Origin of the sequence: Paracoccus sp. MBLB3053 (genome assembly GCF_031822435.1) — a bacterium.
GTDB classification, from domain to species: Bacteria; Pseudomonadota; Alphaproteobacteria; order Rhodobacterales; family Rhodobacteraceae; genus Paracoccus; species Paracoccus aurantius.
Genome location: NZ_JAVQLW010000001.1, coordinates 2,622,581 through 2,648,899, shown reverse-complemented (window position 1 = coordinate 2,648,899; position 26,319 = coordinate 2,622,581). Strand labels below are relative to the sequence as shown.

23 protein-coding genes, 1 tRNA gene and 1 pseudogene are annotated in these 26,319 nt (G+C 62.4%); 13 read left to right on the top strand and 12 right to left on the bottom strand.

Going from position 1 to position 26,319, the window contains the following annotated elements:
- Nucleotides 1–26 precede the first annotated feature (26 nt).
- Entirely contained in the window at nucleotides 27–1,874 is a 1,848-nt protein-coding gene (locus RGQ15_RS13210) for an ABC-F family ATP-binding cassette domain-containing protein (protein ID WP_311160743.1), read from the bottom strand.
- A 126-nt stretch (nucleotides 1,875–2,000) separates the two neighbouring features.
- Here RGQ15_RS13210 and ndk point away from each other — a divergent pair, with 126 nt between their 5' ends.
- Nucleotides 2,001–2,423, top strand: coding sequence for a nucleoside-diphosphate kinase (ndk, locus tag RGQ15_RS13205; RefSeq protein ID WP_134680709.1), 423 nt, complete (start codon nucleotides 2,001–2,003; stop codon nucleotides 2,421–2,423).
- 53 nt (nucleotides 2,424–2,476) lie between these two features.
- On the opposite strand, the gene RGQ15_RS13200 is transcribed toward ndk, so the two are convergent.
- From RGQ15_RS13200 to RGQ15_RS13180, 5 genes are all read right to left on the bottom strand, one after another.
- Nucleotides 2,477–3,667 carry a cytochrome b/b6 domain-containing protein gene (locus RGQ15_RS13200; protein ID WP_311160742.1) on the bottom strand — a complete coding sequence of 397 codons (1,191 nt, stop codon included), beginning with the start codon at nucleotides 3,665–3,667 and terminating at the stop codon, nucleotides 2,477–2,479.
- Nucleotides 3,667–4,242, bottom strand: coding sequence for a thymidine kinase (locus RGQ15_RS13195; RefSeq protein ID WP_311161097.1), 576 nt, complete (start codon nucleotides 4,240–4,242; stop codon nucleotides 3,667–3,669). The genes RGQ15_RS13200 and RGQ15_RS13195 overlap by 1 nt, the downstream gene beginning before the upstream one ends.
- 73 nt (nucleotides 4,243–4,315) lie before the next feature.
- Nucleotides 4,316–5,752, bottom strand: a complete 1,437-nt coding sequence (locus RGQ15_RS13190; RefSeq protein WP_311160740.1) for a DEAD/DEAH box helicase — start codon at nucleotides 5,750–5,752, stop codon at nucleotides 4,316–4,318.
- A gap of 225 nt (nucleotides 5,753–5,977) precedes the next feature.
- Nucleotides 5,978–6,427: a D-aminoacyl-tRNA deacylase gene (gene dtd, locus RGQ15_RS13185; protein WP_311160739.1), complete on the bottom strand. Its 450-nt coding sequence runs from the start codon at nucleotides 6,425–6,427 to the stop codon at nucleotides 5,978–5,980.
- A 1-nt stretch (nucleotide 6,428) separates the two neighbouring features.
- Nucleotides 6,429–6,653: a hypothetical protein gene (locus RGQ15_RS13180; protein WP_311160738.1), complete on the bottom strand. Its 225-nt coding sequence runs from the start codon at nucleotides 6,651–6,653 to the stop codon at nucleotides 6,429–6,431.
- Between the two features lie 95 nt (nucleotides 6,654–6,748).
- On the opposite strand from RGQ15_RS13180, the gene RGQ15_RS13175 reads away from it, so the two are divergent.
- Nucleotides 6,749–7,000 (top strand): DUF2312 domain-containing protein, encoded by a 252-nt coding sequence (locus RGQ15_RS13175; protein WP_311160736.1) that lies wholly within the window; start codon nucleotides 6,749–6,751, stop codon nucleotides 6,998–7,000.
- Nucleotides 7,001–7,031: 31 nt separating this feature from the next.
- Here the strand turns inward: RGQ15_RS13175 and RGQ15_RS13170 are convergent, their stop codons facing one another.
- Both RGQ15_RS13170 and RGQ15_RS13165 read right to left on the bottom strand, forming a co-directional pair.
- Nucleotides 7,032–7,907 (bottom strand): hypothetical protein, encoded by an 876-nt coding sequence (locus tag RGQ15_RS13170; RefSeq protein WP_311160735.1) that lies wholly within the window; start codon nucleotides 7,905–7,907, stop codon nucleotides 7,032–7,034.
- Between the two features lie 432 nt (nucleotides 7,908–8,339).
- Entirely contained in the window at nucleotides 8,340–9,113 is a 774-nt protein-coding gene (locus RGQ15_RS13165) for a Bax inhibitor-1/YccA family protein (protein ID WP_311160734.1), read from the bottom strand.
- Between the two features lie 435 nt (nucleotides 9,114–9,548).
- Between RGQ15_RS13165 and RGQ15_RS13160 the strand changes: the two genes are divergently transcribed.
- The 5 genes from RGQ15_RS13160 (at nucleotide 9,549) to RGQ15_RS13140 (ending at nucleotide 15,025) form a co-directional block, all read left to right on the top strand.
- Nucleotides 9,549–9,908, top strand: a complete 360-nt coding sequence (locus RGQ15_RS13160; RefSeq protein WP_311160733.1) for a helix-turn-helix domain-containing protein — start codon at nucleotides 9,549–9,551, stop codon at nucleotides 9,906–9,908.
- A 133-nt stretch (nucleotides 9,909–10,041) separates the two neighbouring features.
- Complete coding sequence (locus tag RGQ15_RS13155) at nucleotides 10,042–10,818, top strand: inositol monophosphatase family protein (RefSeq protein WP_311161096.1); 777 nt, start codon at nucleotides 10,042–10,044, stop codon at nucleotides 10,816–10,818.
- An 80-nt stretch (nucleotides 10,819–10,898) separates the two neighbouring features.
- On the top strand, nucleotides 10,899–12,284 hold the full coding sequence (gene mgtE, locus RGQ15_RS13150) for a magnesium transporter (RefSeq protein WP_311160732.1): 1,386 nt from the start codon (nucleotides 10,899–10,901) through the stop codon (nucleotides 12,282–12,284).
- A complete protein-coding gene (locus tag RGQ15_RS13145) occupies nucleotides 12,281–12,814 on the top strand; it encodes a 5-formyltetrahydrofolate cyclo-ligase (RefSeq protein ID WP_311160731.1) in 534 nt (177 codons plus the stop codon). Before mgtE ends, RGQ15_RS13145 begins: the two co-directional genes overlap by 4 nt.
- 672 nt (nucleotides 12,815–13,486) lie before the next feature.
- A complete protein-coding gene (locus tag RGQ15_RS13140) occupies nucleotides 13,487–15,025 on the top strand; it encodes a DegQ family serine endoprotease (RefSeq protein ID WP_311160730.1) in 1,539 nt (512 codons plus the stop codon).
- 91 nt (nucleotides 15,026–15,116) lie between these two features.
- Here the strand turns inward: RGQ15_RS13140 and RGQ15_RS13135 are convergent, their stop codons facing one another.
- Nucleotides 15,117–15,812 (bottom strand): invasion associated locus B family protein, encoded by a 696-nt coding sequence (locus RGQ15_RS13135; RefSeq protein WP_311160729.1) that lies wholly within the window; start codon nucleotides 15,810–15,812, stop codon nucleotides 15,117–15,119.
- A gap of 518 nt (nucleotides 15,813–16,330) precedes the next feature.
- Between RGQ15_RS13135 and RGQ15_RS13130 the strand changes: the two genes are divergently transcribed.
- Nucleotides 16,331–17,920 (top strand): helicase HerA-like domain-containing protein, encoded by a 1,590-nt coding sequence (locus RGQ15_RS13130; protein ID WP_311160728.1) that lies wholly within the window; start codon nucleotides 16,331–16,333, stop codon nucleotides 17,918–17,920.
- On the opposite strand, the gene RGQ15_RS13125 is transcribed toward RGQ15_RS13130, so the two are convergent.
- On the bottom strand, nucleotides 17,883–18,221 hold the full coding sequence (locus RGQ15_RS13125; RefSeq protein WP_311161095.1) for a DUF6477 family protein: 339 nt from the start codon (nucleotides 18,219–18,221) through the stop codon (nucleotides 17,883–17,885). The genes RGQ15_RS13130 and RGQ15_RS13125 overlap by 38 nt on opposite strands.
- A gap of 212 nt (nucleotides 18,222–18,433) precedes the next feature.
- Here RGQ15_RS13125 and RGQ15_RS13120 point away from each other — a divergent pair, with 212 nt between their 5' ends.
- The 3 genes from RGQ15_RS13120 to lipA all read left to right on the top strand — a co-directional run bounded on the left by RGQ15_RS13120 (nucleotide 18,434) and on the right by lipA (nucleotide 21,570).
- Entirely contained in the window at nucleotides 18,434–19,669 is a 1,236-nt protein-coding gene (locus tag RGQ15_RS13120; protein ID WP_311160727.1) for a DUF6456 domain-containing protein, read from the top strand.
- Between the two features lie 89 nt (nucleotides 19,670–19,758).
- The gene (locus tag RGQ15_RS13115; protein ID WP_311160725.1) at nucleotides 19,759–20,496 is read left to right on the top strand and encodes a TerC family protein; all 738 of its coding nucleotides are present in this window, start codon (nucleotides 19,759–19,761) and stop codon (nucleotides 20,494–20,496) included.
- 117 nt (nucleotides 20,497–20,613) lie between these two features.
- Nucleotides 20,614–21,570: a lipoyl synthase gene (gene lipA, locus RGQ15_RS13110; RefSeq protein ID WP_311161094.1), complete on the top strand. Its 957-nt coding sequence runs from the start codon at nucleotides 20,614–20,616 to the stop codon at nucleotides 21,568–21,570.
- Between the two features lie 617 nt (nucleotides 21,571–22,187).
- Here the strand turns inward: lipA and RGQ15_RS13105 are convergent.
- Together RGQ15_RS13105 and RGQ15_RS13100 are read right to left on the bottom strand one after the other, a co-directional pair.
- Nucleotides 22,188–22,946: pseudogene (locus tag RGQ15_RS13105) on the bottom strand (integrase core domain-containing protein); the annotation flags it as partial.
- Nucleotides 22,947–23,092: 146 nt separating this feature from the next.
- Nucleotides 23,093–23,176 (bottom strand) — tRNA-Leu (locus RGQ15_RS13100).
- Between the two features lie 260 nt (nucleotides 23,177–23,436).
- On the opposite strand from RGQ15_RS13100, the gene RGQ15_RS13095 reads away from it, so the two are divergent.
- Nucleotides 23,437–23,637 carry a CsbD family protein gene (locus RGQ15_RS13095; RefSeq protein ID WP_311160724.1) on the top strand — a complete coding sequence of 67 codons (201 nt, stop codon included), beginning with the start codon at nucleotides 23,437–23,439 and terminating at the stop codon, nucleotides 23,635–23,637.
- Between the two features lie 205 nt (nucleotides 23,638–23,842).
- A complete protein-coding gene (lon, locus tag RGQ15_RS13090; protein WP_311160723.1) occupies nucleotides 23,843–26,260 on the top strand; it encodes an endopeptidase La in 2,418 nt (805 codons plus the stop codon).
- Nucleotides 26,261–26,319: the final 59 nt, after the last annotated feature.

Genomic DNA, 26,319 nt, shown 5'->3' with positions numbered 1-26,319 from the left:
CAGGCGATATTTCCAGACTGTGGCATTCATGTTCGCTCGGCCTGGTCGAGCCGCTCCAGCGCCTCCATCCACAGGCTTTCGGCCCGCATCATGGCTTCGCTGGCCTCGGCATGCTTGCGCCCGAAGGCTTCGGCTTTCAATGTGTCGTCATAGGTCGTGGGGTCGGCCATGATCGCGTCGAGCTTTTCGAGCATCGCGGTCAGCTTCTCGACCCGTTCCTCGGCCTTTCGGGCCTCGGCGCGCAGTTCCAGGATCTTGTCGCGCGACGGGCGCTGCGGCTTCGGCTTGGCCTCGGGTTTTGCCTCGGCCTTTTCCTCGCCTTGCAGCAGCATCTTGCGGTAATCGTCGAGATCGCCCTGCCAGGGCGTCACGCCCCCCTGATCGACCAGCCAGAGCCGGTCGGCGACGAGGCTCAGGAGGTGCATGTCATGGCTGACCAGCACGACCGCGCCGGTATAGTCGTTCAGCGCCTCGGTCAGGGCCTCGCGGCTTTCGATGTCGAGGTGGTTGGTCGGCTCGTCGAGGATCAGCAGATGCGGCGCGTCGATGGTCGCGAGCAGCAGCGACAGCCGCGCCTTCTGGCCGCCCGACAACTGGCCGACCCTGGTCTCGGCCTGGGCCTCCATCAGGCCGAAACCGGCAAGGCGCGCGCGCAGCTTCGCCGGGGCCTCGTCCGGGCGCAAGCGGCGGACATGGTCGAGCGGTGTGTCGCCCAGTTCCAGCTCGTCGACCTGGTGCTGGGCGAAATAGCCGATGCGCAGCTTGTTCGAGCGCGCGATCCTGCCCTCCATCGCCTCGAGGCGTTCGGCGAGCAGCTTCGAAAGCGTCGACTTGCCCTGGCCGTTGCGGCCCAGCAACGCGATGCGGTCGTCCTGGTCGATGCGCAGGCTCAGCCGTTTCAGCACCGCGCGGCCGTCATAGCCGACCGACAGCCCGTCCATCGAGACGATGGGCGGCGACAGCTGGTCCGGCTGCGGGAAGGTGAAACGGTGGAACTTCGCCTCTTCGGGGGCGGTGATCGGCTCCATCTTGGCCAGCATCTTGATCCGGGCCTGCGCCTGCACGGCCTTGCTGGCCTTGGCGCGAAAGCGGTCGACGAAGCTTTGCAGATGGGCGCGGCGGGCCTCCTGCTTCTTGGCCTCGGCGGCCTGCAGGGCGCGTTTCTCGGCGCGGGTGCGCGCGAAGGTGTCGTAGCCGCCGGTATAGAGCGTCAGCCGGCGTTCCTCGAGATGCAGGATATGCCCGACGGCGCGGTTCAAAAGGTCGCGGTCATGGCTGATGACGATGACGGTATGGGGATAGCGCTGCAGGTAGCTTTCGAGCCACAGCGCGCCTTCGAGGTCGAGGTAGTTGGTCGGCTCGTCGAGCAGCAGCAGGTCGGGCTGCGAGAAAAGCACCCCCGCCAGCGCCACGCGCATCCGCCAGCCACCGGAATAGTCGCTGGTCGGGCGCAGCTGGTCCTCGGTCGAGAAACCGAGGCCCTTCAGGATGGTCGCGGCGCGGGCCTCGGCGGACCAGGCGTCGATATCGGCGAGCCGGGTCTGGATCTCGGCGATGCGAGCCGGGTCGCTGGCATGCTCGGCCTCGGCCATCAGCCCGGCGCGTTCGGTATCGGCGGCGAGCACCGTGTCGAGGACGCTGGTTGCAGTGCCCGGCGCCTCTTGTGCGACGCCGCCGATGCGGGCGCGGGGGGGCAGGGTGATCGTGCCCGCATCCAGCGAAAGCTCGCCCCGGATCAGCTTGAAGAGCGTTGTCTTGCCGGTGCCGTTGGGTCCGACAAGCCCGACCTTGTGGCCATAGGGAATCGTGGCCGTGGCCTGCTCGAACAGCGGTCGACCAGCGATGGAATAGTTGATGTCATCAATGCGCAGCATTCGCACGGCATGGAGCAAGGCGGGGCGGGCGTCAATGCCGCGCCCGCTTTTCATCGCAGGCCGCGCGTGCTAACCGGGCGCGGATTTCAGGGCAATCCGGCCCGCATTTTCACAAGGACATCTGACATGGCGACCGAACGCACGCTTTCGATCATCAAACCCGACGCCACCAAGCGCAACCTGACTGGCAAGATCAACGCCAAGTTCGAGGATGCGGGCCTGCGCATCGTCGCGCAAAAGCGCATCCAGCTGACCCTGGCCCAAGCCGGCCAGTTCTATGCCGAGCACAAAGAGCGTCCCTTCTTCGGCGAACTGACCGAGTTCATGGTGTCCGAGCCGGTCGTCGTGCAAGTTCTGGAAGGCGAAGGCGCCATCCTGAAGAACCGCGAAGTCATGGGCGCCACCAACCCGGCGAATGCCGACGAAGGCACCATCCGCAAGGAATTCGCCCTGTCGGTCGGCGAGAACTCGGTCCACGGTTCGGACAGCCCGGAAGCAGCTGCCCGTGAGATCGCCTTCTTCTTCTCGGGTCTCGAACTGGTCGGCTAATCCCGTCTCGTTCCCCGGAAATGGAAAGGGCCGCCCCATCGGGCGGCCCTTTTTCATTGCTGCGTGGCGGTTAGATCGAAGCGGATCGTGACCGGGAAGCCCACCGTGCTTTCATCGCCGTAGCCCGCGCCTATGCCGAAATCGCGGCGGTCCACCGTCATCTCGCCTTGGGCCTTGGCCACGCTGCCGGAAATCTCCAGCGAGAAGGGCAGTTCCGCCGGAACGGTCTGGCCCGCAATGGTCAGGCTGCCGCGTGCGATATGGGGTATGCCCTCGGTTGCGGGGGGCAGGATGTCGCCTGCGAACTTGGCGGTCGGAAAGGCGGGGGCGTTCAGGAAATCCGGCCCCTTGGCATTGTCGCTGACCGCGCCCAGCGTCAGCGAGGCGATGTCGATGCTGACCGCGACATGGCCGGTCTTGGCGGTCGGATCATAGTCGATCGCCGCCTGCCACGAGCCGAATTGCCCGGAAATCGGCGCGCCGCCCTGCGCCACCTCGATCCCCAGCGTGCCTTGCTGGACCGCCCAGCCCGAGGCGGGCTGCGCCGCGGTGGCGACGGGTTCTTCGGTCTGCTCGGCGGGGATCAGTGCCGTGCCCGCCCAGATCGCGAGCGCGGCCAGAATGGGCAGGAGATGCGAAAGGGGCGATGCTTGGGAGGCGGGCGGCTCGGGCGCACGGTGGGCAGGGCCTGCCATGCGCGACAAAGTGCCGTCGCGGTCGATCAGCGCATGTTTCAGCGCTCCGGCGACATGCAAGACGATCAGCCCCGCCAGTACCCACCATCCGGTTTCATGGAAGTGCCCCAGCGCCTTGGCCAGATCGGCATTCTCGGGGATGAGGGGCAGATGCTGGCCAAAGGGCCACAGGATGCGCGAGAAGCCCCCCGGGGCCGCCGAGTGGATGATCCAGCCGGTCACGGGCATGATGACCATGCCGATCCACAAGGCCCAATGCACCGCCTCGGCCAGGAAAAGCTCTAGCCTGCGGGTCGGATGCAGCGGGCGGGGCTTGGGCTGTGTCAGGGTCCAGACGATGCGCAGGACGGCAAGGGTCAGCACCGTGACGCCAACAGTCTTGTGCCATGAGAAGGCTGCGAAGACCGATTGAAGCTGCGCCTCGGTCCCGGTCGGCAGGCTGTTCGAGTATAGGCCCAGTCCGATCGCGCCAAGGATCAGGGCGGCCACGCTCCAATGAAATAGGCGCGCGACCCAGCCATAGGCGCGATTGGTATTTCCGGCAATCATCAGATTTCTCCCATTTCCATGCGCCAGTGACGGCGGCAGAGCGAGACATAGGTTTCATTGCCGCCAATCTGGACCTGTGCGCCTTCGCGCAGCACGCGGCCCTGGTCGTCCTGGCGCACGACCATGGTGGCCTTGCGCCCGCAATGGCAGATGGTGCGGACCTCGCGCAGGTCGTCGGCCCAGGCCAGCAGCGCGGCCGAGCCGGGGAAAAGCTGGCCGCGGAAATCGACGCGCAGACCGTAACACATGACGGGCTGCCCAAGGTCATCGGTGACACGGGCAAGCTGCCAGACCTGTTCTTCGGTCAGGAACTGCGCCTCATCGACGAAGATGCAGGCGCAGTCGCGGCCCTGATCGCGGATCAGCGCGAAGAGGTCGGTGGCGGGGGAAAAACCGGTGGCGGGCTCGGAAATGCCGATGCGGCTGGCGATCACGCCGGCGCCCCCGCGGTGATCGAAGGCGGCGGTCAGCAAGAGCGTCTTCATGCCGCGTTCGCGGTAATTGTATGACGCTTGCAACAAGAGAGTGCTCTTGCCCGCGTTCATCGTCGAGTAATGGAAATAAAGCTTGGCCATGGCGGCAGATAGCCTTGGCCGGAAAGGTCTCGCAAGCCGCCGCGCGAGGATCACGCGGCGGCTCACGCATTCTTCAGTCGCGCTGTGCCGATTTGGGCGCACGCGAGGGGCGGCGCGCCGGACGCTTGCGCGCGCCCTGGGCAGAGTTGCCCGGGCGACCGGCAGGACCGCCACGCTCGCGGATCTTGCTGGCCTCGAAGGGCACTTCGCCGCCGACGACCGGGATCGTGGCCTTCATGGCCTTTTCGATGGCGCGCAGCTCGCCGATCTCGGCAGGGGCGCAGAAGGCGATGGCGCGGCCGTCACGACCGGCGCGGGCGGTGCGGCCGATGCGGTGGACATACTGGTCCGGAACGTTCGGCAGGTCGTAATTGTAGACATGCGCGACTTCCGGGATGTCGATGCCGCGGGCGGCCACGTCGGTCGCGACCAGGACCTTGGTTTCACCGGCGCGGAAGCTCGACAGGGCGCGCTCTCGCTGGCCCTGCGACTTGTTGCCGTGGATCGCGGCGACCCTGTAGCCCCATTTTTCCAAGAGCTTCGAGAGCTTCTCGGAACCGTGCTTGGTGCGGCCGAAGACGATCGCGAGTTCGTCGCGGTGCTTGGCAAGATATTCGGCAAGCAGCGTCGCTTTCTCGCCCTGGTTCACGAAATGCACGCCCTGTTCGATCTTGGCGGCGGCCTGGCCCGGCGGGTTCACGGCGACCTTCAGCGGATCGGTCAGGTAGCTTTCGGCCAGTTCTTCCATCAGCTTCGGCATGGTGGCCGAGAACAGCAGCGTCTGACGCTCGCGCGGCAGCATCTTGGCGATGCGGCGCAGCGCGTGGATGAAGCCGATATCCAGCATCTGGTCAGCCTCGTCGAGGACCAAATACTTGGTCTGCGACAGGTCGACCGCGCCGCGCTCGATCAGGTCGATCAGGCGGCCCGGGGTCGCGATCAGCACGTCGACGCCGCGCTCCATGCGCATGGTCTGGACGTTGATCGAAGCGCCGCCAACGACGCGGAATTGCCGGATCGCCGTGCCGGCGGCGTAAAGGTCGATGTTCTCGGCGATCTGGGTCGCAAGCTCACGCGTCGGCGCAAGGATCAGCGCGCGGCAGGTCTTGGGCTCGGGCTTGCGGCCGATGTTCAGAAGGCGCGTCAGCATCGGCAGGCCGAAGGCCGCCGTCTTGCCGGTGCCGGTCTGGGCGAGGCCCAAGAGGTCACGGCCTTCGACGATGCCGGGGATGGATTTCTCCTGAATGGGCGAGGGGGCCTCGATGCCCATCGGCGGCAGGTTGATCGCCACGCGCGCGTCGATCCCCATGCGGGTGAAGGGCGTGTCGATATCGGGGATCGCGCGGCGGATGAACTTCTCTTCCGGCTCTTCGCGGTGGCGGCGGTGGCTGGTCGTGGGTTTGGCATTGCCGCCGCGGAAGCGCGGCTTGCTCGTCTGCTCGCCACGCGGTTTGTCCGAGTTGAAACGAGGCTTGCCCGAACGGTTCGGGCGGTTGTTTTCTTGAGTCATGTCGTCTTTCAGCCAGCGGCCCGCGTATCGGCGCGCATGGCACGGGGCCGCGTGCCCGTTCAGCGGGCGTGCGGCGGTTGCGAGGAGCGGGCGCGATACGGAACCCGCAAGCCTCCCCGCGTGAATGGGAAACTGAAAGCTTGTGCCGACCTGACGCAAAGGCGTCGGCTGCTCACGCGGCAGCAGGCGGCAACGCGACGCAAATGGGGTGAAATGGCAGAAAAGTCAAGCGCGGTCGGTGGAATCCATCCAGATCGTCACCGGCCCGTCATTGACCAGAGAAACTTTCATGTCCGCGCCGAAGCTTCCGGTTTCGACCTGAAGGTCCAGATTGCGCAGGGCTTCCGCGAAGCGAAGATACAGGGCCTCGCCCCGATCGGGGGCCTCTGCGGATGAAAAACCGGGCCGGTTGCCGGTGCGGGTGTCCGCCGCCAGCGTGAACTGGCTGACGACAAGGGCCGCCCCGCCGATATCGCTGACCGATCGGTTCATCTTGCCCGCATCGTCGCGGAAGATGCGTAGCTTGGCCACGCGCGCGGCGAGCTTTTCCGGAGCGTCATCCGGGTCGCCCTGCATGGCGCAGACCAGGATCAGGAGCCCGGCATCGATGCGCCCGATGCTTTTGCCATCGACCTTGACCTCGGCTTCGCTCACGCGCTGGATCAGGGCGCGCATTCTAATTGCCCAGCATGATGCCGAGGATCACGAACATCAATCCGAAGACCGATGCCGCAAGAGCCGCCATGTTGACGGCCACGACCTTGCGCATGACGAGCCGCATGGCCTCGTCATCGTTCTGCCGCTTGGCGCGAGCTGCGGTCACGATGCACCAGCACAGCGCCGCGAGCCCGACCACCGTCAGCGCCGTGCCGCCCCAGATCAGCCCGTCCCAGATCGTCATTGGCCTTCTCCGTCCATTGCCTCGCCGGGGACTAGCGGCGATTGCACAAGGCTGCAAGACGGCCTAGACCGCTCGCGACGACAAAGGAGCCGACCATGCAGGACGACAACGCCTATGGCATTGCAGCCGGGGAGCTGCGCCAGTTCATCGAGCAGTTCGAACAACTCGAGGCCGAAAAGAAGGATGTGGCCGAGCGCCAGAAGGAACTGATGGCTGAAGCCAAGGCGCGTGGCTACGATACGAAGGTGATGCGCAAGGTGATCGCGCTGCGCAAGCGCGACAAGGACGACATCGCCGAAGAGGAGGCGATCCTCGAGATGTACAAGGCCGCACTTGGCATGATGTGACGAAAAAGGGGCCTGCTGGCCCCTTTTCTCATTACGGCGTGATGAATTCTATGCCGGGCAGGGCCGCGATCTCGGCGACGTCTTCGTCATAGAGATCGGTGATGAGATCGACCAGATCCTGCGTCCAGCCGGGCAGCTTGACCTCGACCTCCATCTCGGATGGAAGGGCATGACGCGCGAGGGCCGCGGCAAATATCTCGCGTCGGGACTCGATCGTCAGCCTTTCCTGCTTGCCCATTTCGGTGCGGATCAGGTCGATCCCCTCGGGGCGCAGAATGTCGCCCAGCACCTGCAGGCCAGCCTTCAGCGGAACGTCCGTCGGCATGGTCGCGATGCGGCGAACAACCTCGGGCCAGATCAGCGAGGTGTCTTCGTGGCACCATAGCACCAGCCGGTGGCCCGGCAGGGCGGCCTGGATGGCGCGGATGGTCGGCGCCCAGCGGAGTTCCTGCGGAGCGACACCCGCCATCACCTCGCCATAGGCACGGGTGTTGTCCTGACCGAAGACAAAGGGCAGCAAGGTCGCGGGGTTCTTCAGAGCCATGAAGAACTCGATCTCGGCCGAAGGGAAAAGATTGGCCAGTGCCGCCATCTTTTCACCAGCGGCGGCGTAGAGGCCATCGGATGAGACGGCCCGTTCCGCCTTTCCGAGGAAAGTCGGCGTGCTGAATATCACCCGTTCCGGGTGATCGGACTCGAGTATGGCATCCAGCATCAGCTGCTCCATCTCGGCGGTGGCCTCGCCTCCATTGAGCGCAGAGATGGCCTCCGAGAACACGTCGCGATGCTTGTTCGGGGTGACCGGCTCGATCCCGTTGCGAAGCAACCATTCCTGATTCTGCATCAATGTCTTGACCATGCGGTAGAGGTCCGTTCCATGAACCCCGCAATGAAAGACAACCTGCATGCGCTACGAACTCCCGACTGCTGCGAGCGCGCACAGTAGCGGGCAAATGCAGACAGGAAAACCACCTCTGAGAGCAATCATGTCGCGATGTGGCCTTCGCGCCGGGGCGACCCCATCAAGGTCTCGGGAAAATCGGTTCGTCGACCAGATCGAGCGATCCTGACCAAATGGACAACTAGGATGGAAGCACGAAACATGCGAAAAGGATCTTGTCAGTAGCCATGATACTACCAGTTGTTATCCTTTTGTTTTGATTTGCATTAATCTCTGCCGGGCGGATTGCGTGATTGCATTCGTCCGGCAATTTCCGTTGCCTCGTTTCAGGTCGAGGTCATGGTGTGACGGTTCGCATTCGATCCGGCGCCTCAGCCCCCGGATGGCAAAAGGCCGGGCGTTTTGCCCGGCCCTTGTCATGGTGTTCTCTGGTCGCGCTTAGTTGTCGCGGTTGCCCATGAATTGCAGCAGGAACATGAACAGGTTCAGGAAGTCCAGATAGAGCTGCAGCGCCCCCATGATCGCGGCCTTGCCGAGAAAGTCGCGGTCCGAATTGGCCAGTTGCAGATAGGTGTTCTTGATATTCTGCGTGTCATAGGCGGTCAGACCGGCAAAGATCAGAACGCCGATCGCCGAGATCGCGAACTGCATGGCACCCGACTTCAGGAAGATGTTCACGATCGAAGCCACGATCAGCCCGATCAGACCCATCATCAGGAAGGTGCCCATCCCGGTCAGGTTGCGTTTCGTCGTGTAACCGTAGAGCGACAGGCCAGCGAAGGCGATTGCCGTCACGAGGAAGGTCTGCACGATCGAGAAGGACGTGTAGGCGGCAAAGATCCAGCTGATCGAGATGCCCATCATCGCCGCGAAAGCGTAGAACATCGTGGTCGCACCCTGCACCGACATGCGGTTCAGAGCAGCGCCGAAGCCGAAGACCATAAGCAGCGGCGCAAACATCACCACCCATTTCAGCGGCGAAAGATAGAGGGTCTTGCCGAATTCGGTCAGGTATTGCCCATTCCCCAAGGCATAGGGGGTCTGCACATCGGACAGGGCCAGACCGGCCATGCCCCAAGCGGCACCAGCTGTGACCAGCATGCCCACGGCCATGATGCCGTAGACCTTGTTCATATAGGCGCGAAGCCCTTCATCCACGGCAGCCGAGCGCGTCGCGGTCCCGGCCGTGCGGATCGTATTGTAGTCTTGCATGGGTACTCCCCGGTCGAAAAACGCGGTGCGGCCCGCCGGCGCACCTTCTGCAGGAATATTGGCATTCTTGTCAGTATTTTCAATGCAAGATAGGTTGAGAACGCCTCGTTTCGGGCGGGATTGCCCGGAAACCATCCCGCGCGTCGTGCGAAAGGGTCCTGCCTGCCCCGCCCGGGAAACGCTTGTCCATGGACGTTAAGCGTCACTCGCCCATAGGCGGCGGACTTGCCTTTTAGGACAACCCTATCATTTTCCAGTATTCAGTCTTGAGAACGCCTGTCATATTTCCTGCAAGCTACGGCATTCCGCCGCAAAAATGTGCTAGCTGCCATTCCAGTTCCTGGCCGATTGCACTTTTGGACAGGGTCGCTCTTTGGTGCTCGAAAATTGCGGTAAGATGGTGTAGTTCTCGTATAGATTGAGTGGGGTGTTACAATGAAGCACAATGTTGATGTCCATGTTGGCAAGCGTATCCGTCACCGTCGATGGATGATCGGGATGACCCAACAGCAATTGGCCGAAAAAGTGGGCATCAAGTTCCAGCAGATCCAGAAATACGAAACCGGCATGAACCGGGTTTCGGCGTCGCGGCTGTGGGACATCGCCCGCGCGGTTGATGTTCCTGTGAGCTTCTTCTTCGAAGGCATTGAAGATACGCAGCTTCATGACAGCGTTGAAGGGGACATCCTTGCGGACAAGGAAGCGCTTCAATTGGTGCGTGCCTATTACGCGATGCCCGAAGCGCAGCGTCGCCAGATTTTCGAGCTTGCTCGGGTGCTTTCAGACGCCGCCTGATCCGCGGAATCTCTGACACGGCTTTTTCTTTCGATCGGGCAGCGGTATGCGTGACGCGTGACGTCAGGGAGCCAGCATGCCGCAGGACAGGGAAAAGCCGCTTTTCGACGGGTCTGCGGGCCTGTCAGATGAAATGTCATCCAGTCTCATCGCGACCGCGCACAGGCTTGCGGATGCGGCCAGGATCGAGACACTGCGGCTTTTCCGCAGCCCGGAACTTCATCCTGATAACAAGGCGGGACATGGTTTCGATCCGGTGACCGAGGCCGACCGTTCGAGCGAACGCGCGATGCGCGCCATCCTGGCTGCGGAACGGCCTCATGATGCGATCCTCGGCGAGGAATTCGGCAGTTCGCCCGGCAGTTCCGGCCTGACCTGGGTGCTGGACCCGATCGACGGCACGCGCGCCTTCATGGCCGGGGCGCCCAGTTGGGGCGTGCTTATCGGTGTGGTCGGAGCGGACGGGCCGATCTATGGGATCGTGGATCAGCCGCATCTTGATGAACGGTTTGAAGGGGGGCTGGGCCGCGCCGCGCTGACCGGGCGGAACCAGAACTGGCCCTTGCGTTCGCGTGTCGGGGTGTCGCTGTCGCAGGCCACGCTCATGAGCACCTATCCCGAGGTTGGAACGCCCGACGAACAGGCTGCCTTCCAGCGGGTGGCCGCTCGCGCCCGGCTGACGCGTTACGGTCTCGACTGTTATGCCTATGCCTTGCTGGCGGCGGGGCATGTCGATCTCGTGATCGAGGCCGGGCTGCAAGCCTACGACGTTGCGGCGCCCATTGCGGTCGTTCAGGCAGCGGGCGGCATTGTCACCGACTGGACAGGTGGGCCGGCCCATCATGGCGGCCGCATCATAGCGGCAGGCTCACCCGAACTGCATGCCGAGGCGCTGGAACTGCTGGCATGAGGCCTGACAGCGATTGAGGCCGGGTGGCTCCGCGACTAAGGTGCGGCAAACTCAAGAAGACCGATCCACAGGAGGCATCCGTGACCGAGCAGCGTGAAGCCCAGATTGACGCCCCCGAGGATGAATTTCAGCTAAGCCAGCGGGACCTTGATTCGATCAACAAGGCCATCGACGAAGGCGATGGTCCGGCGCTCGATGCGCTGATGGAGCCGATGCACGCGGCCGATATCGCCGATCTCATCGAGCAGCTCACGGCACCGCGCCGGCGCAGTTTCATCGATCTCTATTCCGGTGAAATTGATGGCGACATCCTGACCGAGATCGATGAATCGATCCGTGAAGAGGTCATCGAACAACTGCCCCGCGAGGTTCTGGCCGAAGCCGTCCGCGAGATGGACAGCGACGATGTCGTCGATCTGATCGAGGACATGGAGGCGCCCGAGCAGCAGGCCATCCTTGCCGCGCTCGACGAATCCGATCGGGTTGCCATCGAACAGTCGCTGACCTATCCGGAATATTCGGCCGGGCGTCTCATGCAATCCGAGGTCGTCACCGCGCCCGAGCACTGGACCGTTGGGGAAACGATCGATTTCCTGCGGCAGGAGGACTGGCTTCCCGATCAGTTCTACCATGTCGTTCTCGTGGATCCGCGCAGGCACCCCGCCGGCTATGTGACGCTGGGCAAGCTTCTGTCCTCGCGCCGGAATGTCCCGCTCCGCGAGATTGTCGAGGACAGTTTTCGCACCATATCCGTGCGGCAGGACGAAGGCGACGTTGCCCATGTCTTCAACAAGTACCACCTGATCTCGGCGCCCGTCGTGGACGAACACGACCGGCTGGTCGGTGTCATCACCATCGATGATGCCATGTCGGTGCTGGATGAGGAACACGAGGAAGACATCTTGCGTCTTGCCGGGGTCGGTGATGACAGCTCGATATCGGATACGATCGTCGAGACGACACGGCAGCGTGTTCCGTGGCTGGCCGCCAATATCGTCACATCGCTGATTGCCGCATCTGTCATTGCCCTGTTCGAGGAGACGATCGCCCGACTCGTGGCGCTGGCCGTCCTGATGCCCATCGTGGCCTCGATGGGGGGGAACGCAGGCACCCAGACACTGACGGTGGCCGTGCGCGGCCTGGCCACGAAAAGCCTGACCCGCGCGAACACCGTGCGGATCGTTCGCCGCGAAATGTCCGTCGGGCTGGTAAACGGCGTTATCTTCGGCCTCGCGATGGGCGGCGTGACCTTTCTTTGGTTCCACGACATCAGGCTGAGCCTGGTGATCGGCATGGCGATGATCGTGAATCTTTTCGTCGCGGCGCTGGGGGGCATCCTTGTCCCGCTGGGGCTTGACAAGGTCGGGGCCGATCCGGCGCTGGCCTCGGGCACCTTCGTGACGACGGTGACGGATGTCGTCGGCTTCTTTACCTTCCTCGGGTTGGCAACACTGGTGCTGCTGTGAAGGGCGAATTGCGGCGAAACGCGCTGGCGGCGCGGGGCAATGGCGGCGACGTCGATGCGATGACGCGCAACCTGTCGGCAGCCTTGGCCCCGTTCGGCGGCAAGATCCTGTCGGGCTACTGGCCGATGCGAGGAGAGGCCGATCCACGCCCGGCAATGGCCCTGCATGATGGGCCGATCTGCCTTCCCGTCGTCACCGGACCGGCGCGCCCCCTGACGTTCCGGCTTTTTGACGGGCGCCTGGAATCGGGCTCGTTCGGAACGAGCCATCCGCCGAGCGATGCGCCCGTCGTCAGTCCCGAGGTGCTCATCGTTCCGCTGGCGGGCTTCGATCGCGCCGGGCATCGCCTGGGCTATGGCGGCGGTTTCTATGACCGGACCTTGCACCTGCTGAGAGACGTGGGGTCGGTCACGGCAATCGGCCTGGCCTTTGCCGTGCAGGAGCTTCACGAAATTCCGGCGGAAGTGACCGACCAGCGCCTGGACATGATCGTGACCGATCGGGAAATCATCAGGTTCTCCACGAGCTGAGCGGGAGGCGCCCGGCCTGCCGTTCTGTCAATCCCGAAGATTGTGCGGCGCGGAATTATTTCCGTTGAAACTTGTCGCTTCGCTGGGCAATTTGTGGCATAAGCTTTGATACCTACTAGATCTAGCGCCGGCAGTGGTCTGGAAGGCAGGCTGAAACTTGGCCACTTGTGTGGAGCGGCCTTGCTTCAAGTGGAAAGTTCGTCCCTTCGAGGGGAGGGCGAGAAGCCGTCGGGCGGGGGAAATCCCGAACCTTGGTTCGGGCCCGGAGCGCGGCGCTCACAATCGGGCGAAACGACCCGGAGCGGCGCGTGGATGGACATCTGAATGTCCAAACCCGACATCGGGCAGCATCAGGAGGGACCCGAAAGGAACCGGACCCCTTCGCCGCGCCGCACGGAACGATCGGTCCGCATCGCAGACCGTGCGCTCTGTGCGGCGCGGCAGCGCATTTTGCGACGTCCTCGATACTGCAGCCTGATCCAGGTGGCATCGTCGTGATCGTTGTTCGGTTTCATCGCCTGGATGTCGGGATTGCCTTGAAAAGCCGGGCAAGTCACGATCAGTTCATTCTTTGAGAGCGTGGTTCATTTGCAAGGGAGGTGAAAATCCCTTTGAAGATGAGCATATTGCCAAGGCGACCAAAGGCCGCATGGTACCGAAGGAGACAACCCGATGAAAAACATCTCAACGCGTCATCTAGTTTCTGCCACCGGCCTTGCCCTGTTGATGGCGGTTTCACCTGCCTTTTCTCAACAGTCGACCGCACCCTCGGCCGAGTCGGTCCAGAAAGCCGCGAATGAAAACGAGCCGCTGGTTGCGCCCGAAAGTCCGGCCCGCAAGGCGCAGGTCATGCCCGAAAGCTTTGCCGACCTTGTCGAGCAGGTCAGCCCGGCGGTCGTGAACATCACGACATCCTCGACAGTGTCCTCGCCATTGGCCGGTGGCCCGCAACTGCCCGAAGGCAGCCCGTTCAGCGACCTGTTCCGCGAATTCGGCTTCCCGGGCTTCCCTCAGGGACCGGATGGGCAGCCCGGAAATCGCGAGCGTCGCTCGAACGCGCTGGGGTCGGGCTTTGTCGTTTCGGCAGATGGCCTCATCGTGACGAACAACCACGTCATCGAAGGTGCGGATGAGATCGAGATCGAATTCTACTCGGGCGAGACGCTGCCTGCGAAGGTGGTCGGCCATGACGACAAGACCGATGTCGCGGTCCTGAAGGTGGACAGTCCCGATGCGCTTCCTTTCGTCAAGTTCGGCGATAGCGACCGTGCCCGTGTCGGGGATTGGGTCCTGGCGCTGGGGAACCCGCTTGGTCAGGGTTTCTCGGCCTCGACCGGGATCGTTTCGGCCCGCAACCGCGCGCTTTCCGGCACTTATGATGATTTCATCCAGACAGATGCTGCGATCAACCGCGGCAACTCGGGCGGGCCGCTGTTCAACATGGACGGCGAGGTCATTGGCGTGAATACCGCGATCCTGTCGCCGAATGGCGGCTCGATCGGCATCGGTTTCTCGATGGCGTCGAACGTCGTGAGCAAGGTCGTGATGCAGCTCGAAGAATTCGGCGAAACCCGGCGCGGTTGGCTTGGCGTCAAGATCCAGCCAGTCACCGAGGATATCGCCGATTCGCTTGGCCTTGCGGATGCCAAGGGGGCGATGGTCACGGATGTGCCCGTGGGACCTGCCGCCGATGCGGGGATGAAAGCCGGTGATGTGATCACGTCCTTTGCAGGGGGCGAGGTGAAGGACCCTCGCGATCTCGTGCGCCGCGTCGCCGATGCCCCGGTGGGTGAGGCAGTGGATGTCGTGGTGCAGCGCGACGGCAAGCCGGTCGAAATGAAGATCACGCTGGGACGCCGGGAAGTGGCAGAGGGTAACGCCTCGGCGGCCGGTCCGGACGAGACCAAGCAGAATGCGTCCGAGGTGATGGGGATGACACTCCTGCCAATGAGCCCCGAGATCGCCGGCGAACTGGGTCTTGCATCCGACGCGACCGGTCTGGTGGTGCAGTCGGTTGATCCCGACGGATCGGCCGCCGAAAAAGGTCTTGCTCCGGGCGATGTCATTACAGAAGCGGGACAGCGGCCGGTGGGTTCGCGGGAAGATCTTGAATCGCGGATCAAGGAGGCGCGGGAAGCGGGCCGCAAGTCGGTCCTGCTGATGGTGCGCCGTGCCGGAGAGCCTCGTTTCGTGGCACTTCCCGTCACATGACGGAAAAAAAAGGACGAGCCGGTCATCCCGGCTCGTCCTTGATCTGTTCTTGTCAGATGCGGGGCGCTTGCGGGCGCCCCTTCTGATTTCATCAGGGCTGAGCGGTTGCCGCGGCTTGGGGCAGATCCTTGTTGGCTGCAACAAGGGCATCCATGCCCGCGGTAAAGCCCTTGAGCGACAGCGAAAGCTTGACCAGTTGTTCCTTCGGAGCGCCGAAGGGCAAAAGGGTCACGGTCGCGACATTGCCCTTTTTCATCGGAGCCAGATCGGCGTCGGTCAGGCCGATGCGCGACAGACAACCGACCTGCGCGCAGACCATGAACGGGTAGCGCGCGGTCTTGCCCGAATCGATCTGCAGCGAAAGCCCGGCTTGAAGATCGGTCTCAAGCGGCGCGACGAAGGTCACGATCGCGCTGACCTGTTCGTTCATCGGCAGGATCGAGGTTTCGGCAACGGCCGTGCCGTTCTGGTCCTTGAGAAGCTGATAAAGCTCGCAGGGATCTTTGCCATCCTGGGTCTTCATGCAGCGCAGCGTCCAATCGCCATGGGTCGACTTGGCATAGGGCTGGCCAATGCCGGATTCTGCGGTTGCGGCAGGCGCTTCGGTTCCCGCGGCAGCGGCAGGCGCAGCCGGAGCTTCTGCCGTTGCGGCCTCGGCAGCGGGAGCCTCGGCAGCGGGCGTCTCGGCAGGTGGGGTTGCATCGGCGGTTTGGGCCATAGCGCCACCGGTCATGCCGGCAAAGGCGAAAGTGGCTGCGAGCAGAGCCGCGGACGTCCTGTTGGCCATCGTGTCTTCCTTTGGTCCAAGTTGTCGCGCCGGTCCTAGCATGCCGTCAGGGGGCTTGTCAGGAGAGATTGCCAGGCAAGGGCTCAACTTTGCGTTTGACCGCCGCCGTCAAAGGGGCGCGTTCATCCGCCAGAGATTTGGAAGTGAGGCGAAGAGAAACCCGAGGCGCCCAAAGCACCCCGGGTTTCCGGGTTTCCCTTCCCTGCCGGACTGGCCGGTCTTCATTGCGCCGAAAGCTAGAGCCCCCTGACTCGGTCGTCAACTGTCCTAATCGGCATGTTGTTGGAGAAGCAAAATACCACTTAAAGTTGCATTCACAAAAGTGCGGATCGGGCAAGGCATTGTAACAAGACAAAAAAAAGAACCGCGCCCGAAGGCGCGGCAGTCCAACAGGGAGGAAAAGCCGGGAACGGGATGTTATCCCGGCTTCCCAGCATAACCACAGTGGCACAAAAAAGTTTCGCTTGTATGCTCCTTTTGAATTGCCTTGCAGTTTTTTGCCTATTCGAGGGGAAATCATGCCCGATATCGTCGATCTGGAGGCTGGCACGATCATGCTGGGGGGCGGAGGCGAAAATTACGCCACGCCACAAGGACTTCTGCTGAAATACGCCAATCGCCACGGGTTGATCGCGGGCGCCACAGGAACCGGGAAGACCGTGACATTACAGACTCTCGCCGAGTCTTTTTCCCGGGCGGGTATTCCGGTTTTCATGGCAGACATAAAGGGCGACCTGGCTGGCATATGCCGGTCCGGAAGGTCCGACCTGCCGCTGCATGACGCGTTTGAAAAGCGTGCCCAGCAAATCGGGATGACCCTGGAATACGATTCATTCCCCGTTACCTTCTGGGATGTCTGGGGGGAAAGGGGCCATCCTGTCCGGACGACCCCGGCCGAAATGGGCCCGCTTCTGCTTTCGCGGCTGATGAGCCTGACGGCCGCACAGGAAGGCGTGCTCAACATTGCTTTCCGCGTGGCTGACGAAGAAGGCATGGCGCTTCTCGATCTTGAAGATCTTCAGGCCATGCTGGTCTGGGTCGGGCAGAACGCCAAGGAGCTGAGCCTGAAATACGGCAATGTCTCGACCGCTTCGGTGGGCGCGATCCAGCGTGCACTGCTGGTTCTGGAAAACGAGGGAGGGGCGTTGCTGTTCGGCGAGCCGGCACTTGATCTTGCGGACATGATGCGGCTCGACCCCTCGGGGAAAGGCGTCGTGAACATCATGTCGGCCGAGAAGCTCATGAATGCACCTCGGCTTTATTCGACCTTCCTTCTCTGGCTGATGTCGGAGCTGTTCGAGCAGCTCCCAGAAGTAGGCGACCCCGACAAGCCGAAGATGGCGTTCTTTTTCGACGAGGCGCATCTGCTCTTTGACGATGCTCCCGATGCGCTGGTGGACAAGATCGAACAGGTCGCGCGGCTGATCCGATCGAAGGGGGTGAGCCTTTGGTTCATCAGCCAGAATCCGGCGGATCTGCCAGAGGCCGTTCTGGGTCAGCTGGGCAATCGGGTTCAGCACGCCCTGCGTGCCTTTACAGCAAAGGATCAGAAGGCGTTGCGACTTGCTGCCGAAAACTACCGCGCGAACCCGGATTTCGACACTGCAGAGGCAATTCAGTCCGTCGGCACGGGAGAGGCGGTCACATCGCTTCTCGAGGAAAAGGGCGTTCCTGGGATCGTGCAACGGACGCTGATCCGTCCACCCTTGTCGCAACTGGGCCCGATCACGGATGACGAACGCGCGGAAATCATGAAGCTTTCGCCCATGGCCGCGAAGTATGGCGAACGGCTGGACCGGGAATCCGCTGCGGAGCTGCTGGCAGAGCGCGCCGAGGCGGCAGCCCGGCAGGCCGCGTCCACGGAAGCGGATGGGGGTTTGTGGGAAATGGAGCCCGAGCACAAGCGTGGCCGCCGTTACGATCCATCGATCCAGCTTCCGGGCGATTCAGCCGCGTCGGGTCGGTCGGCCTCGCGAGGCGGCTCGCGCAGCTCGAACCGCGACACCATCGCCTCGGCCTTCGGCAAAAGCCTTGCGCGTCAACTGGGCACGCGCACCGGTCAGGCGCTGGTCAGGGGCGTGCTGGGATCGCTTTTCCGGAACAAATGAACTCTCGGGCGGCCAGGAGCCGCTGTTCGGCAATGATCGCAATCAGCAGCAGGATATGGCGCGAAAGGTCATAATCTGCCTTTGCTTCCCGTCTTGCGAGATCGAGCCTTTCTTCCTGATCCTTGAGCGCGCAAAGCGCCGCTCCAGGTGCCGGTAGCTCATCGGATTTCAGGATACGCCGCAGATCGCGCTTGCGGCTATATCCCGACTGGCCCGCGCGGGCGGCCTGGACCAACAGGCGCGGGCGACGCAGTTCTGCGGCTGGAACGCGAGCCTGGAACTGAACGATATTGGCATGCATGGTCACGATCTTGCTCCGATGCTGTTTCTGATTGAAGCATTTTACAACTTATACGTGTGTTGCGCGTCAGGCCGATCCTGCGTTCGGCTTGGCAAGAATTCTTTAGGGATTGTTAGGAATTATCGCCTCATTCCGACAGCCCATGGATCCAGATCAGGGCAAATCAGACAACTTATGGGCGATCCATTCAGTCGCCCTCAGGACGCGAAGGAATGATCATGACAATTCAGGCGGGCGATTTCTCACTGGGTGCTGTACCGGCCGGGCTGGAGGGCAGCTTTCCGGGGATCAAGGGAAGTCAACTGCCTGAGCGGCAAAGGCCGGGCGTTCCCCCCGCGTCGCCTCCCACGCCCCATGGTGACACCGGCGAGGACCCGGACGTGGCACTTTACCTTCGCCATGTCGAAGGCGGAGAGACCATTCGTTCGCTGGCTCGGGAGCTTGGCTGTCATGCCTCAACCGTCATGCGCCGCATTCGACGTTTTGAGGCAAGGCGCGACGATCCCCTGGTGGACAGCGCTGTCGAGCGGGTCGCCGCATCGTCGCAATCCAGGGCTGACAAGCAGCCGGCCGCCTCTGCGCCTGGTCCGATCGGAATGAAGCAGATCGCCCGTATCCTTCGCCGGCTGGCAGAGCCGGGCGCACAGCTCGTCGTGGGTGACGGCATGGAAAAGGCCATCGTCATCCGGGATGATATCAGGACCGCGATCCTTGACCGACAGCTTGCCGAACACATGGCTGTGCGATCCTGGGTCCAGTTGTCGGGGCAGGGCAGGCTTGCGCGCTATGTCATCTCTATGGCGGGGCGTGAAGCCTTGCGCGCCATGATCGCCGGCCGGAAAGGCAGTGGCGTGCCTCAGGGAGAGGATTTCGTGGTGGCGGCCCCCGTGCTCGACCGACCGGATGGATGCGCCGAGGAGGGGGTTGCTTTCGATCATGCGAACGGTCCCCGGGAATGGGGCGAGGCAGAGATCGTCGACCCCGAAGACGGGCAGCGCAAGCGAGCCCGCGTGAACCTGGCTGAAAGCCCGCTCATGATGCTCGCGCGTCGCCGCGAGGCCGATGGCAGACCTTTCCTTGCCCCGGAACTCGTCGCTGCAGGCGAGAGGCTGCGCGAGGATTTCGAACTGGCCCAGATGGGGCCTCGGCTTGCGCAAAACTGGGACCGGTTCCTGACTGCGGGCATTGATGTCAGCCGCAGCGGTCCGGGCTATTGCGGCGGCTCGGAGGGGGCACGGGACCGCGTTGCCGCCGCCCTGCGCGAATTGGGGCCCGGGCTGGGCGACATGTGCCTGCGCGTCTGTTGCTTTCTCGAAGGCATCGAGATGACCGAACGCAGGTTGGGTTGGTCGGCGCGTTCGGGGAAAATCGTGCTTCGTCTTGCTCTGATGCGGCTCGATATCCATTACCGCGAGACCTATGGCTCGGGCGCGCCCTTGATCGGTTAACCTCCCAATATCTTTCACAACCCGAGTGCTTGTCAGAAGGCAGGGCGATACACAACTAGGGTCCCGGACCAATTCATTCGGGAACCATAATGGAAACCTTTTTCGCCCTGCTTCAGGACCCGGCCGTCTGGGTCGCCCTCGCCACATTGGTGGTGATGGAGGTCGTGCTGGGCATCGACAACCTCATCTTCATCTCGATCCTGACGAACAGGTTGCCTGTCGAGAGCCGGGAAAGGGCGCGCCGCATCGGTATCGGTCTGGCGCTCATCATGCGGCTCGGCCTGCTTGCGACGGTGGCCTGGATCGTGCGCCTGACCGAGCCGGTCGTGACGATCCTTGGCAATGAACTGTCCTGGAAGGATCTCATCCTCATTGCCGGCGGTCTGTTCCTTGTCTGGAAGGCCACCAAGGAGATCCACCACCATGTCGATCCGGCGGATCACGAGGATACGATGGTGGGCGCCGCGACCAGCACGTTTGCCGGCGTGATCGGGCAGATCCTGATCCTCGATCTGGTATTTTCGATCGACAGCATCATCACGGCCGTCGGCATGACGCCTCATGTCGAGATCATGGTCGTTGCAGTTGTCGCGGCGGTCACGGTCATGCTTGTCGCGGCGAATCCGCTTGCGAACTTCATCGAGCGGAACCCGACGATCGTCATGCTGGCTTTGTCGTTCCTGCTGCTGATCGGCACCACGCTGATCGCCGAGGGCTTCGGCGTTCATGTTCCGAAAGGCTACATCTATGCGGCCATGGCGTTCTCGGCTCTGGTCGAAGGGCTGAACATGTGGGCCCGCAATGCAAGGCTTCGTCGCAAGGGCTGACCTGGCCCATGAAGCATCGGGGGCGCGGTGCGCTTGCATCGCGTTCCTCATTTTTCAGGTGGCGTTGCCAATGCGCGGCCAAAGGTCTATTTCCACTTCAACCGCGACCGAAAGGACATGACCTTGCGCGATCTTCGGATGCCCGACCAGCGACACCCCGAAAAGGCCCATCGGCCGGATCAGGATCAGCCAAAAAAACCATCCTGGATTCGTGTGAAGGCCCCGACGTCGGAAGGCTACAAGCAGACCCGCGACATCATGCGCGACAACAAGTTGTCGACCGTCTGCGAAGAGGCAGGCTGTCCGAATGTGGGCGAGTGCTGGAGTCAGGGTCACGCCACCATGATGATCATGGGCGAGATCTGTACGCGCGGCTGCACCTTCTGCAATGTCGCAACCGGCAAGCCGAACGCGCTTGATGTCTTCGAGCCCGGCCGCGTTGCACATGCCGTGCAGAAGCTCGGGCTGAAGCATGTCGTGATCACTTCGGTCGATCGTGATGATCTCGACGACGGCGGGGCAGAACATTTCGCGCAGACGATTCGCGCGATTCGTCATCGTTCACCCGCATCGACGATCGAGGTCCTGACGCCCGACTTCCTGAAATCGACGCCCGGTGCGCTTGAAACCGTGGTGGAAGCGCGTCCCGACGTCTTCAACCACAACCTCGAGACGGTGCCGCATCTCTATACTACGGTGCGACCGGGCGCGCGCTATTTCCATTCGCTGCGCCTGCTCCAGAAGGTCAAGGAACTCGATCCCGGCATGTTTACGAAATCGGGCATCATGGTCGGTCTGGGCGAGGATCGGCAATCCGTGCTGCAGGTCATGGACGACATGCGCGCTGCAGATATCGACTTCATGACCATCGGCCAATATCTGCAACCGACGCCGAAGCATCACCGCGTGGATCGTTTTGTCACCCCCGAAGAATTCGCCGGCTATGAGAAGGCGGCCTATGGCAAGGGCTTCCTGATGGTTTCAGCCACGCCTTTGACGCGCTCATCGTATCACGCGGGCGACGATTTCGCGCGACTGCGCGATGCGCGCCTGAAGAAGTTGGGCCGCGCCTGAGCCGGTCCGACCGTCCGAAGCCTTTCCCTCTCGTGCCCAAGCTTGTCGTCTTCTGCGTGGCGCAGGTGAAACCGCACGGACATTGTCGCGGCGCTTACGGCCGCGCTCTCAGGACGGCTGGTTCAGTCGGATCGAACGGTTGAGAGATCGATGCCGCGTCAGGCCGGGGATATGGGAGCCGCACACGTCAAGCCGATCCGTCGGCAAAGCTTGCGGAGGGCAGGGCCCTCGTCAGTCTATTCGCTAGAGTAGGCAAAGATCTCTTGAAGATGGGAGCACCCGGACGAGGCAGAACCCATCGCCAGGCCATGTGGCATCCCGAGCAGATAGAAGCCGCATGGATAGCTGCTTCATCCCGCAAGCGCATAGACACCAAGGAACAGTTATCCGCTCGGCGCTGGGCACCGGGTCAGCTCGCCCATGGCTACCCTGCCCATCCGTCGTCTGAGGCGGGCAATACTGTCGATGCTATCGCCTAGGCGGATCTGGAAGCATCAGGATGGTCGGTTTGTCGAGGGCATAGACGAAGCAATCCGGGCCTGGCCGGGAAGGGCGAGGGACTACCGGCCAGTCTGCTGATCCAGATCCCCGACGAACCCGCGACGGCCGAGGTCGAAGGGTTCGCTCGTGGGGATGACGGACAGGAAGATATCGATGACAACCGATGCCTCGGCGAGGGTATAGAAGATCTCGCCATCGAGCAGCTCGTCGCGGAACCTGGCGTTGAAGCTTTCGCAATAGCCCCTCGTCGGGAACACAGTCCCCCAAGACTGTTTTCTGATCCTCTTCCATCCCAGGGTGAACCCAGTCCGATGTAGGCGGTCTTGGCGCCGACCGCGACGATCCAGTCCCGGACCGCGACGGCAATGAACTCGGGGCCGTTGTCTGACCTGATATGGGCAGGCGCGCCGCGTGAGGCATGAACTGGTCGGTGAGCACGCCGATGACATCGATCGAATTGACCTTCCGCTCGACCCGCTTCACGTTCACGGCCCGGCTCCCCAGACAGCACAGCGACGCGCCGATAGCCATAGCGGCCATATTCGCGGGCAAGCGCGATGATGTCGGCGGTCAGGGCCTCTTCGTCGGCGCGCCCGAGGGCACCTTGCGTTGCGTCGACCGGTGCTGGTCAAGATCCCGGTATGCGATGCGTTCGCTCGCCATTGGGCTTGGACCGATGGCGCACCGGCGCTCACCCTTCAAGATCAGTTTCTCAAGTGTCAGGTCCGAAACTGCCTTGCGCCAACGGGAATAGGTGAGTTGGTCACACCGATCGAGCGGACCGCTTCGGCGACCGACCGGCCCTGCGATACCAACACATCGACCTGCCGACGCTTCGTGACGATTTCCTTGGGCTTTTGCTTCCTTTGCGGCATTCATGTATCCTCCAAAGGCATCGAAAGCCTAACTCAGCAGATCGAAATCGAACAGGACCGATGTCGAGCCGTGGTGAATTGGCTACGGTTGATTTCCTTGGGAAAATCGGACGGAGATGCGTCTAGATCAATCCGTCAAGGCCAATTGGTACCCGAGGTCGGACTCGAACCGACATGCCTTGCGGCGGCGGATTTTGAATCCGCTGCGTCTACCATTCCGCCACTCGGGCAAACCATTGCCTGTCGGCGCTTTATCGCAGATCGCGCGGCGGGCGCAAGGGGCCTTTGCGCCGTGTCGCACCTGAGGCGCCATGGGCCCCGATGACGGTGCCATCGCGCCCCGCCAGAAGGCGTGCGTCGTCTGCAGGGGGCGACTGGCGAAGGGGGACCGCATATCCGTCACTTCCCCGTGAGTGGCGGCAACTCGGTCACGGCTCGAAGGTTATCTCTCCGCAAGCGCAAAGCAATCCACAACGGAAAGGAAAGCGCCATGAACTGGGATATCGTCGAAGGCAAATGGAATCAGCTCAAGGGCTCCGTGAAGGAGAAATGGGGCGATTTGACGGATGATGAACTGACCGAGATTGCCGGCCACAAGGACCAGCTTTCCGGCAAGCTGCAGGAAAAATATGGCTGGACCAAGGAGGAGGCCGACCGCGAGCTTGACGACTTCTTCCGCGAGAGAGTCTGAAGTCTTCAGCCTCATTCGATGAACCTGAGGAAGGGCCCCCGCACATGTCGGGGGCCCTTTCCCGTGCAATTCGGTACATTCTGGAACATTTGGAGAACGAATGAACCATTGAACCTGCCGTCCAGCCTTCCTATCTTGTCCGAAAGCAGGAGACATGTGCTGCCTATTCCGGGGCCACGCCTCTTGGCTAGAAAGGACTGATCCCATGAACGAATTCGCCCAGATCACCCATCCGGTCCTGCCGCTGCGGGACATTGTGGTGTTCCCCCACATGATCGTGCCGCTCTTTGTGGGTCGCGAAAAGTCCGTGCGGGCGCTGGAAGCCGTGATGGAGCAGGATCGCCCGATTCTGCTTGCCGCGCAGAAGGATGCCGCCGTGGACGAACCTGCGCCGGAAGGGATCTTCCGCACCGGCGTGCTTGCCAATGTTTTGCAACTGCTCAAGTTGCCCGATGGCACCGTCAAGGTTCTCGTCGAGGGCCGGGAAAGGGTGCGGATCGTCGATTTCGTCAGCAACGCCGATTATTTCGAGGCGAGCAGCGAAGCCTTGGCCGAAATCGACGGCGATGAGGAAACCCGCGTCGCTCTGACCCGCGCGGTTGCCGAGGAGTTCGAGCGCTATGTGAAGGTGCGCAAGAATATCCCCGAAGAAGTCGTTTCGGCCGTTGCCGAAGCGCGCGAGCCTGCGCGCCTTGCCGATCTGGTCAGCGGGCATCTGGGCATCGCGCTCGACAAGAAGCAGGATCTGCTGGAAACGCTGAACACCGCCGAACGCCTTGAGAAGGTCTATGGCCTGATGCAGGGCGAGATGTCGGTTCTGCAGGTCGAAAAGAAGATTAAGTCGCGCGTCAAGACCCAGATGGAGAAGACCCAGCGCGAATATTACCTGAATGAGCAGATGAAGGCCATTCAGAAGGAATTGGGCGATGGCGAGGATGGCTCGAACGAGCTGACCGAGCTGGAAGAGAAGATCGAGAATACCAAGTTCAGCAAGGAAGCCCGTGAAAAGGCCGATGCCGAGCTCAAGAAGCTGAAGTCGATGTCGCCGATGTCGGCCGAGGCCACGGTCAGCCGCAACTATCTTGACTGGCTGCTTGCCCTTCCCTGGGGAGTCAAGTCGCGCATCCGCAAGGATCTGGGCAAGGCCGAGCAGGTGCTTGATGCAGATCACTACGGGCTCGAGAAGGTCAAGGAACGCATCGTCGAATACCTGGCCGTGCAGAACCGCTCGGCCAAGCTGAAAGGCCCGATCCTGTGCCTCGTCGGTCCTCCGGGCGTCGGCAAGACCTCGCTTGGCCGTTCGGTGGCCAAAGCAACGGGTCGCGAATTCATCCGCATCAGCCTTGGCGGCGTGCGCGACGAATCCGAGATCCGCGGCCACCGTCGGACCTATATCGGTTCGATGCCGGGCAAGATCATCCAGGCGCTGAAAAAGGCCAAGACCACGAATCCGCTGATTTTGCTCGATGAAATCGACAAGATGGGCCAGGATTTTCGGGGTGATCCCGCCTCGGCGATGCTCGAGGTGCTTGATCCCGAACAGAACGCGACCTTCGTGGACCATTATCTGGAAGTGGAATACGACCTGTCGAATGTGATGTTCGTGACCACCGCGAACAGCTACAACATGCCCGGTCCGCTGCTGGACCGGATGGAGATCATCCCGCTTTCGGGCTATACCGAGGACGAGAAACGCGAGATCGCGCGTCAGCATCTCCTGTCCAAGCAGATCAGCGCGAACGGGCTTCGCAAGGGCGAATTCTCGGTCACTGACGAGGCGCTGACCCATGTGATCCGCTATTACACCCGTGAAGCGGGCGTCCGTTCGCTGGAGCGCGAAATTGCCAAGCTAGCCCGCAAGGCGGTGACCGAGATCCTGAAGGGGACCGTCAAATCGGTCGAGATCACGCCCGAAAAGGCCGAGGAATATCTGGGCGTGCGCCGCCACCGCTACGGCCTGGCAGAAAAGGATGACCAGATCGGTGTCGTGACCGGTCTGGCATGGACCCAGGTTGGCGGGGATCTGCTGCAGATCGAGGCGTTGAAGCTGCCGGGCAAGGGCCGCATGAAGACGACCGGGAAGCTGGGCGATGTCATGAAGGAATCGATCGATGCCGCATCGTCCTTCGTGCGCTCGATCAGCCCGGAAATCGGAGTGAAGCCGCCGAAGTTCGAGACCGTGGATATTCACGTCCACGTTCCCGAGGGTGCGACGCCCAAGGATGGTCCGTCTGCGGGGATCGCCATGGTCACCTCGATCGTCTCGGTTCTGACCCAGATCCCGGTGCGCAAGGATGTCGCGATGACGGGTGAGGTGACGTTGCGCGGGAATGTGCTCGCCATTGGCGGTCTCAAGGAAAAGCTGCTGGCGGCCCTGCGGGGCGGCATCAAGACGGTGCTCATCCCGGCCGACAACGAAAAGGACCTCGCCGAGATCCCGGCCAATGTGAAGGAAGGGCTGACCATCATACCGGTCAGTCATGTGCGCGAGGTGCTGAAGCAGGCATTGCTGCGCATGCCGGAAGCCGTCGAATGGGACGAGGCGGCCGAGGAGGCCGCCGAGGCCGGGCGACTTGCCGCCGCACGCGAGAAGGGCGGCGGGGGAACGGCCATAGCCCACTGAACAGGGACCGCGCGGGGCACGCTCCGCGCGGTTTTTTCGTTGTAACGAGTGCTGCATTT